This is a genomic window from Acidimicrobiales bacterium, assembly GCA_036491125.1.
Classification (GTDB): Bacteria; Actinomycetota; Acidimicrobiia; order Acidimicrobiales; family AC-9; genus AC-9.
Genome location: DASXCO010000196.1, coordinates 1 through 15,274, shown reverse-complemented (window position 1 = coordinate 15,274; position 15,274 = coordinate 1). Strand labels below are relative to the sequence as shown.

15 protein-coding genes and 2 tRNA genes are annotated in these 15,274 nt (G+C 67.3%); 11 read left to right on the top strand and 6 right to left on the bottom strand.

The window, feature by feature from the left end; translation table 11 throughout:
- Positions 1 to 470: hypothetical protein (locus tag VGF64_15860; GenBank protein HEY1636234.1), on the bottom strand; the 470-nt coding region annotated here is incomplete at its 3' end.
- A gap of 272 nt (positions 471 to 742) precedes the next feature.
- On the opposite strand from VGF64_15860, the gene VGF64_15855 reads away from it, so the two are divergent.
- Positions 743 to 1,129, top strand: a complete 387-nt coding sequence (locus tag VGF64_15855) for a VOC family protein (protein ID HEY1636233.1) — start codon at positions 743 to 745, stop codon at positions 1,127 to 1,129.
- 43 nt (positions 1,130 to 1,172) lie between these two features.
- Positions 1,173 to 1,442, top strand: coding sequence for a DUF1905 domain-containing protein (locus tag VGF64_15850; GenBank protein ID HEY1636232.1), 270 nt, complete (start codon positions 1,173 to 1,175; stop codon positions 1,440 to 1,442).
- Between the two features lie 28 nt (positions 1,443 to 1,470).
- Here VGF64_15850 and VGF64_15845 read toward each other — a convergent pair whose 3' ends face one another.
- Positions 1,471 to 2,223 (bottom strand): SRPBCC domain-containing protein, encoded by a 753-nt coding sequence (locus VGF64_15845; protein ID HEY1636231.1) that lies wholly within the window; start codon positions 2,221 to 2,223, stop codon positions 1,471 to 1,473.
- A gap of 2,359 nt (positions 2,224 to 4,582) precedes the next feature.
- On the opposite strand from VGF64_15845, the gene VGF64_15840 reads away from it, so the two are divergent.
- Positions 4,583 to 5,008, top strand: a complete 426-nt coding sequence (locus tag VGF64_15840) for a hypothetical protein (GenBank protein HEY1636230.1) — start codon at positions 4,583 to 4,585, stop codon at positions 5,006 to 5,008.
- 135 nt (positions 5,009 to 5,143) lie between these two features.
- On the opposite strand, the gene VGF64_15835 is transcribed toward VGF64_15840, so the two are convergent.
- Together VGF64_15835 and VGF64_15830 are read right to left on the bottom strand one after the other, a co-directional pair.
- Positions 5,144 to 5,335, bottom strand: a complete 192-nt coding sequence (locus VGF64_15835; GenBank protein ID HEY1636229.1) for a helix-turn-helix domain-containing protein — start codon at positions 5,333 to 5,335, stop codon at positions 5,144 to 5,146.
- Positions 5,336 to 5,588: 253 nt separating this feature from the next.
- Positions 5,589 to 5,662, bottom strand: a tRNA-Gly gene (locus VGF64_15830).
- Positions 5,663 to 5,835: 173 nt separating this feature from the next.
- Between VGF64_15830 and VGF64_15825 the strand changes: the two genes are divergently transcribed.
- Positions 5,836 to 6,594, top strand: coding sequence for a tyrosine-protein phosphatase (locus VGF64_15825; protein HEY1636228.1), 759 nt, complete (start codon positions 5,836 to 5,838; stop codon positions 6,592 to 6,594).
- A 38-nt stretch (positions 6,595 to 6,632) separates the two neighbouring features.
- On the opposite strand, the gene VGF64_15820 is transcribed toward VGF64_15825, so the two are convergent.
- Both VGF64_15820 and VGF64_15815 read right to left on the bottom strand, forming a co-directional pair.
- Positions 6,633 to 6,704, bottom strand: a tRNA-Pro gene (locus tag VGF64_15820).
- Between the two features lie 173 nt (positions 6,705 to 6,877).
- Entirely contained in the window at positions 6,878 to 7,783 is a 906-nt protein-coding gene (locus tag VGF64_15815; GenBank protein HEY1636227.1) for a PIG-L family deacetylase, read from the bottom strand.
- A 117-nt stretch (positions 7,784 to 7,900) separates the two neighbouring features.
- Between VGF64_15815 and VGF64_15810 the strand changes: the two genes are divergently transcribed.
- The 7 genes from VGF64_15810 to VGF64_15780 all read left to right on the top strand — a co-directional run.
- Positions 7,901 to 9,004: an FHA domain-containing protein gene (locus VGF64_15810; protein HEY1636226.1), complete on the top strand. Its 1,104-nt coding sequence runs from the start codon at positions 7,901 to 7,903 to the stop codon at positions 9,002 to 9,004.
- Between the two features lie 51 nt (positions 9,005 to 9,055).
- Positions 9,056 to 9,871, top strand: coding sequence for a serine/threonine-protein kinase (locus VGF64_15805; GenBank protein HEY1636225.1), 816 nt, complete (start codon positions 9,056 to 9,058; stop codon positions 9,869 to 9,871).
- 131 nt (positions 9,872 to 10,002) lie between these two features.
- Complete coding sequence (locus VGF64_15800) at positions 10,003 to 11,277, top strand: alpha/beta hydrolase (GenBank protein HEY1636224.1); 1,275 nt, start codon at positions 10,003 to 10,005, stop codon at positions 11,275 to 11,277.
- Between the two features lie 76 nt (positions 11,278 to 11,353).
- Positions 11,354 to 12,754 carry a trigger factor gene (gene tig, locus VGF64_15795; GenBank protein ID HEY1636223.1) on the top strand — a complete coding sequence of 467 codons (1,401 nt, stop codon included), beginning with the start codon at positions 11,354 to 11,356 and terminating at the stop codon, positions 12,752 to 12,754.
- A complete protein-coding gene (locus VGF64_15790) occupies positions 12,751 to 13,386 on the top strand; it encodes an ATP-dependent Clp protease proteolytic subunit (GenBank protein ID HEY1636222.1) in 636 nt (211 codons plus the stop codon). The genes tig and VGF64_15790 overlap by 4 nt, the downstream gene beginning before the upstream one ends.
- Positions 13,387 to 13,399: 13 nt before the next feature.
- Positions 13,400 to 14,674, top strand: a complete 1,275-nt coding sequence (gene clpX / locus VGF64_15785) for an ATP-dependent Clp protease ATP-binding subunit ClpX (GenBank protein ID HEY1636221.1) — start codon at positions 13,400 to 13,402, stop codon at positions 14,672 to 14,674.
- A gap of 25 nt (positions 14,675 to 14,699) precedes the next feature.
- Positions 14,700 to 15,274 (top strand): hypothetical protein (locus tag VGF64_15780; GenBank protein ID HEY1636220.1); only part of this gene is annotated, 575 nt, incomplete at its 3' end.

Below are 15,274 nucleotides of genomic sequence, written 5' to 3'. Positions count from 1 at the left end.
TCGGCGTCGGTGGCCCCGAGGCGGCGGCTGCGGGCGTTGTCGCGCAGCACCGCCAGGCTCGAGGCCTTGGCCAGGGCCACCAGCTCGGCCTCGGTCCCCGGACAGGCCGCCTCGGTCCTGGTGATCTCCTCGGCCTGGGCCAGGGACAGCTCGCCTGTCACCACCGCCTCCTTGGTCGCCGGACAGTCCTCGACGGCGGTGGCGGTGCCCAGGGCGGCGCGGGCCACACCGGCGCTGGAGCCGGTGCTGCGGGCCAGCCACTCCACGGCATTGGCGTAGCCCCGCCGGCGATGGGCCCCGGTCTCGGCCGCCCGGGCGGCCAGGCGGGCTCTGGCCGCGGCGCAGGTCTTCTCGGTGCGGGCCAGGTCCTCGGCCATGGCGGCGCAGTCGTCGCCGGTGAACGCCTGGGGCTGCAGGCCCCAAAGCGCCTCCCGCAGGGCCCGGCTCGCCACCGTGGGGCTCTCGGGCATGCCACTCCTCGCTCGTGCGGCGCGCACTGGGGGCGCGCTCGGCTGATCAGAGGAGGGCGGTGACTGCCTCGCCCACGAAGGCACGGGATCCCAGATCCCGAACGTGTGTTCGATGATAGCAAGTGGGCGCGGCAGTTGCAACACCGCAGGCTCGACATTTTGCTCGAACCCTTGCTCGCCCCCATCAGGGAGAAAACCGAAAGGTGACCGATTAGTCTCATGTCGCTCAGCCGTCTGTCTCCCTGAAGGATCGAGGAGACGAGGAGGACGAGATGAGCGAGAAGAGCAAGATCAGGATCACCGACGTGCATACTGTCGGCGTCCCCGTCACTGATCAGGACCGAGCGCTGGAGTTCTACGTCGGCAGGCTGGGTTTCGAGACCCGCCTGGACGTACCGATGGGCGACGGCGGACGGTGGATCGAGGTGGCGCCGCCGGGAGCATCGACGACGATCGCGCTCGTGGCCGCCCGCGAGGGGATCCCGGCCGGCGTGGAGACGGGCATCCGGTTCGTGACGGCCGACGCTGACGCCGATCATGCGAACTTCCGGGCCAATGGCGTCGAGGCTGACGACGTGCTGCGCTGGCCGGGAGTGCCCGCCATGTTCGCCTTCCGCGACCAGGACGGCAACGGTCTCGAGATCGTCGGCAGCGCCTGAGCGTTGCTCACTCCGTGGAGGAAAGGAGGATCAGATCAGCACGTTGAGGAAGCGCTTCACGGCAACGCTGCAAAAGAGCCCGAATCGGGGCGGCTGGACGTTTGTGGTGATGCCAGATTCAGCGGAGATCTTCGGGACGCGGGGGCTGGTTAAGGTCCGAGGAACCGTCGATGGTCATCCGTTCCAAAGCTCCTTCATGGCCATGGGTGGCGGCACCCACAAGCTGCCGATCAAGGCCGATGTCCGGAAGGCGATCCAAAAGGAAGCGGGCGACTCCGTGACCATTCGCCTGTACGAAAGGCTTGCCTCTTGAACACACTCGATCCGTAGAGCGAATGCGCTCAGCCGTACATGAGCGATCCCGGCGTCGTGAGCAACTCTCCGGTCTCGAGCCATGTCTTCAGGCCGGAGAGGATCATCGGCCATCCACCGTAGAGCTGGTCGTTGGCGTCATCGCGCAACTGGTCGTGGGTGACGGTCAGACGGCAGGAGTCGCCGACGGGCTCGATCTCCCAGGTGACTCGCGAAGTGCCCTCGGCCTTCACGTCATCGCCCCAGAGGGCAATCATGCTCTGGACGAGTCGGCGAGGGGGCTCGACCACGAGGTTCTCGCCTTCGCCCAGGAGAGCCGGCGCGTTCGCGTGGCTCATCTCGAAGCGCGATCCAGGTGTCCAGTCGGATATGACTCGGGTGCCGAAGTTGTACTTGCTCCTGATCTCGGGATCGGTGATCGCCTCCCAGAGGCGCTCCGGCGTCGTGCGGATGTAGATCTCGAAAATCTTCTCCACGGGATGCTCCAGTCTGTGTTTGAGACCGCTGAGCTCAGCCGCCCAGGGCTCGGCGTACTTCGTCACCCACCGGTCGTGAATTAGCCGGATCGGGACAGCGTTCAGGAAGTGAAGCTTCTCGCGACCACGCCTCTTGGTGACGATCAAGCCAGCCTCCTCGAGTTGCTTCAGATGCTTCATCACACCGAAGCGCGTCATCGAAAAACGCTCAACGAGGGCGCTCAACGTCTGCCCGTCCTGTCGGAACAGCTCGTCCAGAAGGCTCCGGCGGGTGGGATCAGCGAGAGCCCGGAACACTTCGTCCACTCCAGGGAGGATAGGTGACTTATTAGTCACATGTCAAGATCAGAGCGAGACGAGCGGCGTCTGGGCCAGGCCGCCAAGGTCACTTCTCTGCCTGACTCAAGGAGGCGACGGGTGGCGCACCGAAAGGGCCTCTGAGCAGGGAAGACGTGGGGGGCTAACAGCCTGCGAACTAAGACAGGGCCTTTTTGGCCGCGTCTACGGCGGGCTCGATGCTCTTATCGCCGACGCAAGCGGAACGAGCGTCCCAGCGACACGAGCCGTGGACCGGCGCCACTCGCGCAGCGACTGTCGTGGCGTGGCGGTTTGCCCGAAATTGAGTACGGCGGACGGGATTGCCCAGAGACGGCGGACTTTCAGGAGGCTAAGTCGATGCGGCGAATCATGGCGGCGGCCGCAATTTCTGTGCGGCCTCATCCTTGGTGCATGCGGTGGCGGCACCAGCGTTAGCGGCAGCTCCGGGGGCCCGACAAGTCCCACTTCGCCCCACACCACCCAAACAACTAGTGCATATTCGGCAGCGTTACGTCATTGCGGTGCGCTGTTCCTGCACACACACACCTTCTACCACGCGGTCCGCTTGGCGGATCGCTCGTACACCTGTGAGCCGTCTGGATCATCGTCTTCCGGGTAGTGAGAACCCGTACTGAGAACCCTCAAGGGATGGCATCAAGGCCCGACTTCCCCAATGGCCGTGCGCGTCGTTCACCTCCCATGTCGGCGGCATCACCTCGGAGGCGACGAGTTGTGGTCGTTCACCACTGGGCGTTGTGATCCCGTTCGTTGCCCAGCGCGCGGTCAACTGCTCCTGGAGTTGCCACTCCGTCTGCGAAGGAGTTTCTGAATTGTCACTACCTCTGTGCCCGACGGCCGCTCGCTCCAGCCCGTGGTCTCTAATCAACTTCGCCGGAGGATTACGCGACGAGAAGGGATCGGCCGCAGTACCGACAGAACTCTGCCCGGTGCCACCGAGGTGCCCCACAGTAGTCGCAGCGAGACCTGAACCGCAGCCGCATGAGGTTCGCCGACATCGCCTCCAGTCGGCCATACAGTTCTTGTCGCTCCACCTCCAAGGCGGGGCTGAGGCCACTCTCGGCCCTTGGCTCAAGGGCTGGCGTCGGGGTCCTTTGCGGTTGACGGCGCTTGGCCGACCCGATCGTGATGGCGCCGATGACGAGCACTACCAGTACGGGTATAGCGATGTACCAGTAGGCGACGATGGCGCCGAGGATAAGGGCCAAAGCAAAGAACGTCCCGCATCCCCATTGCTGACGTTGGCGGTAGCTCATGGCCTCTCCTCCCACTGGCCCTTCTCAGACGACGGTACCGGCCCGGTGTGACATCGGCGCCGAAGCCACGCCACCCGCCAGGTGGCTCGGTGCTCTTATCGAGCCACAGAACGCCATCCCGGAATGGGTGCTGGAGGAGTCTCGGACTCGGAGGTGGAATCAGTAAGAGAGCCGGAGTTAGTTCGCAACATGACCGCTGAAGACCTTCAAGACCCGTTGACGGATCAGATCCCGGCCCTGTTCGGGAAAGAGGCCGGCTTCGACGACACCGCCCGCCTCCCGCCTGTGCCACCGACGCAGATGTCACGAGTACGGCGCCTCGTCCATGGCCGACGGTGGCGCTCAACGTCCGCGAGAGTGATCGGTTCATTGGCCTGGAGGCGGATTTTCTCCGGGGTGATTGCGCCGGTGGAGCGCCTGCTGAACCCCCGGCAGTGGCGGCGGGTCGGGGCCGGCCTGGTTGCTTTGATCCTCCTCTTTGTTCTGATCCTCAGCCTCTCCGACAACGGCCGCCCCAGAACATCGCCATCCTCAGCCAAGGGTGGTACCCCGCCGCCGGCGTTGCCGGCCACGTCAGTCCCACCCCCCGCGAAGGCGGGCACATTGGCGCCCGCCAATATTCCGCCCGCGTCAGCGATCCCGGCCGTGCCCCCCAAGCCCGTCGCAACAGCTCCCTCGCCAGTACCTGCGGCAACCGCCCCATCGCCCCCTTCGGCCCAGGCGTGCTCCGGCACTCATACCCAGGTGGGCAACGAGGCGCCGCGACATCACCCCCACCAGAAGCGCAATTCCTGTGCGGGGTAGCCGAACCTTGGGCTCGTCTCCTCCCGCCACAACCGCCTGACCCGCCTCGGCGGCACGGCGCCATGGCTTGCCGGCACTGCGGGACAGCGCTGGTGGTGGGCTGAGAGGTCAGCGGCGTGAGTGAGAGGTTGTCGTAGCCCGTCAGAAGACGGTCAGTCTCCGGTCAGCCGATCGTCAGGATTCGACGGCACAGTGGCGACTGCCCAGAATCCGAAGAGGGATCCGGACGCCGATCGTCCGGCGAGTTCACGAAAGGACCTACGTTCCCCATGCTTCGCAAAGTCGGTTTTGCTCTGGCCCTCAGCGCTGGCATGCTCGGCGCAAGCGCAACCAGCGCCTACGCGCTCGACTGTGTCAACGTCAGCCGTCCGGCTCCAACCCAGCCCTCGGCTCCGGTGGCAGCGGTCCCCGGCGGCCCGACGATCTGGGTCGTCCAGGGCGACTGGTGGTACATCAACTTCAACGGCGGCCCCTTCGCCGGCGCCGCGTGGGACAAGGTGCCGCCCGGCACGGCGGCCAGCGTGCTCGGCCTCACCCCCGACCAGGCGGCAGCGCTCGGCCTACCGGCGGGCACGGTCAAGGGTAACTATCAGGCCGGCACGGGCTTCGGGCTCCTCGACAATGCCCAAGCGCCCTGCAACGCCAACCGGCAGACGCAGCACGGCATCCAGGCCGACTCCACGCGCTGCTTCTGATCAGCCAAGCACTCAGCAGCAAGGGGCTAAGCCGCTCTCTTCGCCTGATCGGGCAAACATCCAGCGCATATGAGGCCTCGGTCAAGGGCTGCGTGAGTTCAGGACCGTTATTGCCCACGGGGCCGACCATGGCGCTTACTGGCTATGCGACGAGATCCTCCGAGGGATGCGACCCAAGGAGTCTCGATAGCGGCGCAGGTAGCGGTAGTAGGTCTTCCTGCAGATCCCATGGCGTCGGGACACCTCGGTCACGGTCTCGACGCTGCGGGCTGCCTCGAGCAGGACCTCCAGTCGGATGTCGGCCATCGACATCACCCTCAGCGCCATCACCCTCCCCCCTCTGGGTCCAGAGGCAAGGGTGCGGCGTCACTTCGTGGGTGTCAGGGATGTCTTGCTGAACGTCAGGGATGTGTCCGGAACGATCTGTCAGGGATCAGTCCGGAGAGCACATAAGAGCTGAACTCGTGTTCGTTGCCGTTGAGTCAGCCGTAAGTCAGCAAGACGTAAAACCCGCGCCCTGGACTGTCACGTACCGTCAACCGGCCCGGGCCACTTCTGCCTGGTCACGGGGCGTTTTCGCTGGAGCGGGTGAGGGGAATCGAACCCCCGTCACCAGCTTGGAAGGCTGGGGCTCTACCGTTGAGCTACACCCGCGGACACGTGCACACTACCGATCGACGAGGAGCGAATCCGCGGTCGGGGTTCGGCGCCGACCGGCAGGTTAGTGGAGGCGGCGGCGGGGCCCGCGATGCCTCGCCGCCAGGCTGGCCGGCGCTTGTTCACCTGGCGGACACGAGGGAGACATTCGCCGCCGATAACCTCCGGGCATGGTCGGGTCTGCCACGAGCGATGAGCGATTCGTCGGACTGCAAGGTTGCTTCAACTTTCGCGACCTCGGCGGGTATGCCTCCGCGGGCGGTCGGACGATCCGGTGGGGTCGGCTGTTCCGGGCCGACGGGCTGCACCGCCTCACCGATGCCGATCGTCGGGACCTTGGCGAGTTGGGCCTACGCACGGTCATCGACCTTCGGAGCGGTGACGAGCTGACCGAGCGCGGTCGAATCGAATGGCCTGCCCCAGGCCTCGCCTACCACCACGTGCCGATGATGGACGTGCTGCCGGACCGTGAGGAGCTCCCGACCTGGGTGGAACCGTCGTATGTGGCCCGTCGCTACGCAGAGATGTTGGAGCAGGCGAGCGGAGCAGTCGCAGCCGCGTTGGCAGTTCTCGCCGACCCCTCGACCTACCCGGCCGTGTTCCATTGCGCCGCGGGCAAGGACAGGACCGGCATCCTGTCCGCAATGCTGCTCGGGCTGCTCGGGGTACCCGACGAGGTGATCGTGGTCGACTACAGCCTGAGCAGCGGAGCCATGGTTCGCTTTCTCGAGTGGATCCACACCGAGTATCCCGACTCCAAGGATGAGCTGGAGCGCAGCTCGGCCGCGATCGTCGCCGCCGAACCCGAGACGATGGAGCTCTTCCTCAAGCGTTTCCGGTCGGACCACGGCTCGTTCGAGGCCTACGCAGACTCGTTGGGAGTGGCCAGCGCCGCGAGCGGTCTGCGGATGGCGCTGCTCGAGACCTGAGGCCGCCGACCTCGTCCGCCGGTCGGGGAGGGGGTCTGTCGGGGAGGGGGGATTCGAACCCCCGACCGCCTGCCCCCAAAGCAGGTGCGCTACCACTGCGCCACTCCCCGGTGTGGATTTAGCCGATGATCCGGGACTTTATAGGTTCACTCCAAAGGACACCCGCGGCCCACGCTCGCACACGCGTTGGTCGGGAGCCGCATCGAAGCCAAGAGTACGCGACGGGGACATGCTCGCTCGCTTGCACCCGTGGCCCCGATCCTCGTTATGACAGAGCCGCGGCCTAGGGCGTGACCCGGTCCCGGATGCCGGCGAAGAGATCGTCCTCGGCGTCAGCGCTGCCAACCAGGCTCCGAGCGAGCACGTAGTCGTCGTGGGCGTGCACCCTGGTCACGTCGGGCTTCAGCCCGAACCAGATCGGTGACGTCGGATCGCCGAGCACCGCTGCGGCCACGATGCCCCGCGGGTACCTGAACTGCGTCGCATGGGCCAGGAGCGCGCGGGGGCGCACCGTGGCGTACTCGGAGATGTCGACGTGCGTGGTGATGTCGGAGTCCTTGTCCGGCCCGTCCATCCAGGCGTCTCCAAAAGGCGACTCCAACTTCAGCTCCACAAATCGGTCGTGGATGGCCGTCATCTGCGCCCTGGACCAGACGGTGTAATAGAGCTTGAGAGGCTGCCACGCAGGTCCCGTCTCGGGGTAGGCCGCGGCGTCCCCGGCGGCGTCGAAGGCCGCCACGCTGATGTCGTGGACCCGCAAGTGGTCGGGGTGGGGATATCCGCTCTGGTCCTCGTGGTACGTGACGACCACCTGCGGGTGGGTCCGGCGTATCTCGGCGACGAGACGTCCCACCGTCTCCTCCAGCGGGGTCCCGACGAATGCTTTGGGGTGCTGGTTGCTGGCCGCCCCCGGCATGCCGGAGTCGCGATAGCCCAGCATCACGACCTCGTCGTAGCCGATGATCTCCACTGATCTGGCCAGCTCCTCCAGGCGGAGCTCGGGCAGCCGCGCCTGTACCCCCGGGCGGTCCATGGCCGGGTTGAGGATGCTGCCTTCCTCACCGCCGGTGCAGCAGACAAGCACGGTATGCACGCCCTCGGCGTGATACCGCGCGACTGTTCCCGCCCCCTTCGATGCCTCGTCATCTGGGTGCGCATGAACGGTCAAGAGGCAGAGACGCTCACCCACGCTCGGCGACGCTATCAGCCGGACTCACTCGGGAGTTGGGCGCCCGACCAGGGACGCGACTGCCGCGGTATCCTCGGCTCTTCGGCCGACGAAGCTCGGTCAGGGGGGTCGGTGTGCATGGCCAGCCTGGATCACTACGGCTGCCGGATCGGTCCTGGCGATGGCGTGGCCGCCCGTTTCGGCAGTGTCGCCGCCATGGTCCCGGCGTGGCAGCAGCGGCAGCGTGCCGTGCTCGACCGGATACTCGACGTGGTCGAGCGTGGCGGGGAGCAGCGAGCCACGGGCCGCCTGCTGTGTCGCCAGCTGGCCAGTCTTCTGGCCGACGAGGATCCCGTCGGTGTACCGACCTTCGTCGCCCTGGCCGCGGCGGAGGATGGTCTCGCGGTGTTCGTGCACGGCGACATCGACGTGGCCGTGAAGAGATCGACGGGCGAGGAGACCGTCTCGGGACGGCACGTCGCCACGTGGGTCGATCGGATCGTCGACGAGCCGATCGACTCCGTCGCGGTCGCTCCTGAGGGGGCGGATCTCGCCGACCTCGACGAGCGTCTCGACCTCCGAGCAGGCATCGTCTCGGCGGGCAGCCTGCTTCTGGCAAGCCGCGAGCGCGTGGCCACCGAGCGAAACGATGTCGTGGAGGTACCAGGACGGGCTTCCGCAGCAAAGACCACGATCGAGGGCGGAGCCGAAGAGGGCATCGAAGAGATTCGGGAGGAAATGCTGGCGTCGGCGTCGCCAGGTGCCATGCCGGCGCCCGAGGAAGGCTCGGGTGCGTTCCGGACGATCGCCCTGCGGGGCGTGGCGCTGGACGAACCGAGGGCGCCTCTTCCGATCGGTGGTGAGCCGCCGGCCGACCAGCCCGCGGTCGCCCCTCCACTCGGTCTGCTCCTGTTCGACGATGGCACCACCTTCAGCCTCGATGGCGAGGTTGTCGTCGGCCGCGAGCCCGAGAGCGACTCGCGTGTGACCTCGGGAGAAGCCCAGCCTCTCGTCATCACCGACAACGAGCGATCGGTGTCACGTCTCCACCTCAGAATCGCCGTCCACGGGGATAAGGTCGAGCTCGTCGACCTGAGGTCGTCGAACGGTACCGCCGTCCGCCGTCCCCGAGAGTCCGCCTGGCGCCCGTTGACACCGGGGGTCCCCATGGCGATCGTCCCCGACACCGAGGTTCGGCTGGGCAATCGCACGTTCGTGTTCGCAGCTCAGGGTCAGCGCTGAGACGGCTCAGACGACCGAGAGGAGGTGACCGGTTGACCGATGGATGGCCAGGTGCAGCAGGCTGAGATTGAGGAGATCGCGGACTACAGGTTCGTCCGCTGGTTGGGCGTGGGGAACCACGGCAACTTCTACCTGGCCGAGACGCCAGCCCGGCTGCAGCTTGACGTGGAGCTCGTGGTGGTGAAGGTGCTCGACGGGGCCACCTCGAACGACGGCTTCCGGCGTGCCACCCGCGAGCTTCGCGTCTTCGCTTCAATCGAATCCCCCTACCTGGTCACGCTCTTCGATGCCGGTCAAGACGGCAACAGCTTCTTTTACGCCATGGAGTACTTCCCCATGGGATCGTTGGCATCGCCGTCGAGACCCGTCGATCGACGCGAAGCGCTCCACGCCGTCGTCGATGCAGCCCGCGCCGCACACGCCCTTCACGAAGTCGGCGTCGCCCACCGCGACATCAAACCCGACAACATCGAGCTGCACGGGGGCGGAGCGAAGCTCTCCGATCTCGGCATGGCCCAGCTCCTCACTCCCGGGCTGACCGTTACCGGCATGGGTCCGATCGACTCCGTGGAGTTCATCGACCCGGACCTGATCCGCGGGGGCCGCGCGTCGCGGGCAACAGACATCTGGTCGCTCGGGGTGGTTACACACCGCGCCCTTACGGGTCGCGGCGTGTACGGCGATCTGCCGAGCGACGATCCGCTGCTGGCGCTCCGCCGGGTGCTCGTCGCCACGCCCGTCCTGGACCCCTCATTGTCGACCGCTGAGGCCGAGCTGGTGAGCTCCTGCCTCGCCCCGGACCCTGGAGACCGTCCAGCCACGGCGGAGGACGTGGCCAAGCGGCTGGAAGAGCTGGACGCGGGCTAGGAGTCTCCGATGGCGCAGTCGCCGCCGGCAGGTCGGTGCGAGCTGCTCGATCCCCTCGGGACCCCGGGCGGGTAGGGGCAGCCCGCGGCGGCGACTTTCCCGCAGGGGAGGCGCTGGGCCACGATGGGTCGATGCCCTGGGCATTCCTCGCCGTCACCCTCGTCGGCGCCTGCTTCACGGCCAACGCCTTCCGGTCAGTGAAGATCGAGCCGTTCACCGTGCCGAGCTTCTTCGCCGGCTGGCTGACCTCCGAGCTCCCCCTGCACCACATGGCCTGGCAGCTGGGGGCGACGGTCGTGTTCGGCGTCTTCGGCGCCTTTCGCGGCTGGCCTGGCTGGGCGGGCCTCGGGATCGCGGTGGCGTCGTGGTGTGGGCTCGTCATTCTGGCCGTGCAGGCGGGCCGGGCTGGGCACGTCGTCGACGAGGCGCTCGACGACGGTCTCGGCGAGGGATGGTCGGATCGGAGGGATCCGGCCCTCGCCAGCGCCGAGGACACCAAGCGAGCTCACCTTGCGCTGGTGGTCCCTGCCCCACGGCCCGGCCGGGCCGTGGAGCGACTGCGGGACATCGACTACTGGGAGGACGCTGCCCGACGGCACCGTCTCGACATCTACCGCCCCAAGCGGCCGGTGGCCCGCGCCCCGGTGTTCCTCTATCTCCACGGTGGGGCGTGGGTCTTCGGGGACAAGCGGGAGCAGGGTCTGCCCCTCATGGACTACCTCGCCAGCCGGGGCTGGGTGTGCGTGACCGCCAACTACGGCCTGAGCCCGAAGGTCGCGTTTCCTGAGCACCTGGTCGACTGCAAGCGGGCGCTCACCTGGGTGCGGGGGCACATCGCTGGCTACGGGGGAGATCCCGACTTCGTCGCCGTCGGCGGCGGGTCGGCCGGGGGTCACCTCGCCTCGCTGGTGGCCCTCACCCCGGGAGCACCCGAGTACCAACCGGGCTTCGAGGCCGCCGACACCTCCGTGGCCGCCTGCGTACCGTTCTACGGCGTGTACGACTTCACCAATCGGGACGGGCTTCGGGGCCGGGGGCTGGGCCGGCTGCTCGAGAAGAAAGTCATGAAGGAGAGCCTCGCCCGCTCCCGGACGGCGTACGAGCGAGCATCGCCGATCAACCGGATCAACGGCGGTGCGCCTCCGTTCTTCGTTGTCCACGGGTCCAACGACAGCCTCGTTCCGGTCCGGGAGGCTCGTGGTTTCGTCGAGCTTCTACGGCGATCCTCCCCGGCTGCCGTGGTGTACGCGGAGCTGCCCGGAGCCCAGCACGCCTTCGAGATCTTTCCGTCCATCCGCACGGCTCATGTCGTTGCCGGCGTGGCTGACTTCCTCGCCGTCGTCCACGCCGGGCGTGACGCCGCCCCTCCGCGGTCGGGGGCCAGGGCAGCCCCTGCCAGCAGCTGAACGAGGACAGCCGGGACGACCGAGGCGGGTCGTCGTCCGGAGGTCCGGGGTCGGCCCGGTAGACTCGGTCTCCTGTATGCGAGCTACGGCGCAGTCCCTCGAGGACAACAAGGTCAAGCTCTCGGTCGAGGTAGACGAAGCGGAGTTCGAGAGGGCGCTGAACGACGCCTTCCGCAAGATGGCTCGTGAGGTCAGGGTGCCGGGGTTCCGTCCGGGGAAGGTGCCGCGCCGGCTACTCGAGGCCCGGCTGGGGACCGGTGCGCTGCGCCAGGAGGCGTTCCGGGAGTCGCTGCCCGACTTCTACGCCCAGGCGCTGGAGGACGCCGAGGTCGACGCCATCGCCGCCCCCGAGATCGAGATCACGGCGGGACAGGAGTCAGGTCCGGTCGTCTTCGACGCCGTCGTGCCCGTGCGGCCGGTGGTGACCATCCCGGGCTATCAGGGACTGCGGGTGACCCTGACGCCGTTCGCCGTCACCGATGAGGACGTCGACCAGCAGGTGGACCGCCTCCGCGAGCAGTTCGGGGAGCTGACGACCGTGTCCCGACCTGCCCGCGACGGTGACCATCTGACTATCGACATCAAGGGCTATCGCCACGACGAGACCATTGAGCCGCTCACCACCGACGACCTGCTCTACGAGGTCGGGAGCGGCTCGATCGTCCCGGAGCTGGACGAGCAGCTCCGAGGAGCCAAGGCGGGGGACATCTTCCGCTTCAACGCCACTGTCGACGATGGGGATATCAGCTTCCAGGTCCTGGTGAAGGAGGTCAAGGAGAAGGTTCTCCCCGAGGTCACCGACGATTGGGCCTCGGACGCGTCGGAGTTCGAGACCGTCCAGGAGCTGCGCGACGACACCCGGCACCGGCTGGCCGAGCTCAAGCGGATGCAGGCCCAGATGGGTCTCCGGGAGCAGGCGGTCCAGGCCCTGTCGGAGCTGGTCGACGAGGACATGCCCGAGGTCCTCATCGAGCAGGAGATGGAACGGCGACTGCACGACCTCTCCCACCGGCTGGAGGCCCAGGGGGCCGATTTGGCGCAGTACCTGCAGGCCACGGGCATGGACCAGGACCAGCTGGTCGCCGAGCTCCGGCAGGCGTCGGAGCAGGCGGTGCGGGCGGACCTGGCTCTCAGAGCCCTCGCCGACGCCGAGTCGATCGAGATCGACGACGCAGACGTCGACGGTGAGATCGCCAGCCTCTCAGAGCGCCTGGGCCAGAAGCCGGACCAGGTGCTCAGCCAGCTCGAGCGGGCGGAGCGCATGCCCGAGCTACGCTCTGATATCCGGAAGGGCAAGGCCTTCAGCTGGCTGGTCGACCACGTCGAGCTGGTTGACGAGGAGGGCAAGTCGATTGACCGCGCCCTACTCTTCCCGTCCCCGTCCGAACCATCCCCGGACGACACGCCCGAGGCTGCTGGCGACGCCAGCGGTCGGGGCGGCTCCGGCGAGCCGAGTAGCGTGGAGACCTCAGAATGATGCAGCCCGCCTACGATTACCTCGTTCCGACCGTCATCGAGTCGTCCAACCGCGGAGAGCGGGCGTACGACCTCTACTCGCGGCTGCTCCGGGAGCGGATCATCATCCTGGGCACGCCGATCGACGACGCGGTGGCCAACCTGGTCTGCGCCCAGCTGCTGTTCCTCGAGTACGAGGACCCCGACAAGGACATCAACCTCTACATCAACTCGCCGGGGGGCGACATCACCGCCCTGTTCGCCATCTACGACACCATGAAGTTCGTGAAGCCGGCCAAGTCGACGTTCTGCTATGGGCAGGCCGCCTCGGCGGCGGCGGTCCTGCTGGCCGCGGGCACGAAGGGGAAGCGCTTCGCCCTCCCGCACGCCCGGATCCTGATCCACCAGCCCTATGGGGGGGCCGCCGGGCAGGCGACGGACATCGAGCTGCAGGCAAAGGAGATCCTGCGCATGAGAGATCTCCTGAACCAGATGCTGGCCCAGGACACGGGCCAGCCCATCGACAAGATCCAGAAGGACACCGACCGCGACTTCATCATGAGCGCGGCAGAGTCGCAGGAGTACGGCATCATCGACGAGGTGATCACGACTCGAGAGCTGGCAGGTGTCCCGCAAGCCGCAGGCGTGGCGTAGCAAAGGGGGGAACGTGGCGAAGTTCGGAGACGGCGGAGATCTGGTGAAGTGCAGCTTCTGCGGCAAGTCGCAGAAGCAGGTGAAGAAGCTGATCGCCGGTCCCGGCGTGTATATCTGCGACGAGTGCATCGATCTCTGCAACGACATCATCGAGGAGGAGCTGGCGGAGTCCTCCGAGATGCGATTCGACGAGCTGCCCAAGCCTCGTGAGATCTTCGACTTCCTGAACGACTACGTGATCGGTCAGGACTACGCCAAGAAGATCCTGTCGGTCGCCGTCTACAACCACTACAAGCGAGTCCAGTCCGGCGCCTACCACGACGCCGACGTGGAGCTGTCCAAGTCCAACATCCTGCTGCTCGGCCCGACCGGCTGTGGCAAGACGCTGCTGGCTCAGACCCTGGCCCGCATGCTCAACGTCCCCTTCGCCATCGCCGACGCCACGGCCCTCACCGAGGCCGGCTATGTGGGCGAGGACGTCGAGAACATCCTGCTCAAGCTCATCCAGGCCGCCGACTACGACGTCAAGAAGGCCGAGACGGGCATCATCTACATCGACGAGATCGACAAGATCGCCCGCAAGAGCGAGAACCCGTCGATCACCCGCGACGTCTCCGGTGAGGGTGTGCAGCAGGCTCTCCTCAAGATCCTGGAGGGCACGACGGCGTCGGTTCCTCCGCAGGGCGGGCGTAAGCATCCCCATCAGGAGTTCATCCAGATCGACACGACCAACATCCTGTTCATCAACGGTGGCGCCTTCGCCGGGCTCGAGAAGATCATCGAGGCTCGCATCGGTCGCAAGGGAATCGGGTTCCGGGCCGAGGTGAACCGCACTGGTGAGAAGGACGATGGTGAGCTCCTCCGCCATGTGCTTCCCCAGGATCTGCTCAAGTTCGGGCTCATCCCGGAGTTCGTGGGCCGGCTTCCGGTGATCGGGGCCGTCTCGAGCTTGGACAAGACGGCGCTGGTGCGGATTCTGGTCGAGCCCAAGAACGCCCTCGTCAAGCAGTACCGTCGGGTCTTCGACCTCGACCAGGTGGAGCTGGAGCTGGGCGAGGACGCCCTGGAGGCGGTCGCCGAGCAGGCCCTGCTGAGAGGCACCGGCGCCCGGGGCCTGCGGGCCATCCTCGAGGAGGTGCTGCTCGAGGTCATGTACGACCTGCCCAGCCGCACGGACATCGGCAAGTGCGTGATCGACCGGTCGGTGGTGCTGGACCGGGTGAATCCCACCCTCGTGCCTCGCAGCGACCGCGACAAGGTCGACCGGCCTCGTCGGGCCGCCTCCTGAGGCCGGGGTCTCTGGCAGCAGCGGCATGAGCGGGACGGTCTGGAAGGGCGCAGTCATCGGCGGTACGACAGGCGTCGTACTGAGCGTCGTCTGGTCCTACCGGCGCGACGACACGGTGGATATGGCAGTCGGCCGTGCAACCCGGATGGGAGGACTGCTGGCCGGCACCGGAGCGGTGCTCGGCCTGGCGATCGACCGCCGTCACCGACGGCGGGCCCCGGCTCCCCGGCGGGTCGCGGGGCTGACGGTCCCTGCAGCTCCGGCCCTCGAGCAGGCTCTGGAGGCCCTGGCCCAGGCGACAGAGGCGGCCCGGCCCCGCGTCGAGCAGGCTGCCCAGGCTGCCCGGCCGCGCGTCGAGCAGGCTGCCCAGGCTGCCCGACCCCGCGTCGAGCAGGCGGTCGGGGCCGCCCGACCCCGCGTCGAGCATGCCGTCGGGGCCGCCCGACCGCGCGTCGAGCATGCCGTCGAGGCCGCCCGACCGCGCGTCGAGCATGCCGTCGAGGCCGCCCGACCGCGCGTCGAGCATGCCGTCGGGGCCGCCCGACCGCGCGTCGAGCATGCCGTCGGGGCCGCCCGACCGCGCGTCGAGCATGCCGTCGG

Coding starts and splice junctions, on each gene's coding strand:
- tig (HEY1636223.1), top strand. CDS start 11,354: ATGCGAGCTACGGCGCAGTCCCTCGAGGACAACAAGGTCAAGCTCTCG.
- VGF64_15825 (HEY1636228.1), top strand. CDS start 5,836: ATGGTCGGGTCTGCCACGAGCGATGAGCGATTCGTCGGACTGCAAGGT.
- VGF64_15790 (HEY1636222.1), top strand. CDS start 12,751: ATGATGCAGCCCGCCTACGATTACCTCGTTCCGACCGTCATCGAGTCG.
- VGF64_15855 (HEY1636233.1), top strand. CDS start 743: ATGAGCGAGAAGAGCAAGATCAGGATCACCGACGTGCATACTGTCGGC.
- VGF64_15810 (HEY1636226.1), top strand. CDS start 7,901: ATGGCCAGCCTGGATCACTACGGCTGCCGGATCGGTCCTGGCGATGGC.
- VGF64_15835 (HEY1636229.1), bottom strand. CDS start 5,335: ATGGCGCTGAGGGTGATGTCGATGGCCGACATCCGACTGGAGGTCCTG.
- VGF64_15800 (HEY1636224.1), top strand. CDS start 10,003: ATGCCCTGGGCATTCCTCGCCGTCACCCTCGTCGGCGCCTGCTTCACG.
- VGF64_15840 (HEY1636230.1), top strand. CDS start 4,583: ATGCTTCGCAAAGTCGGTTTTGCTCTGGCCCTCAGCGCTGGCATGCTC.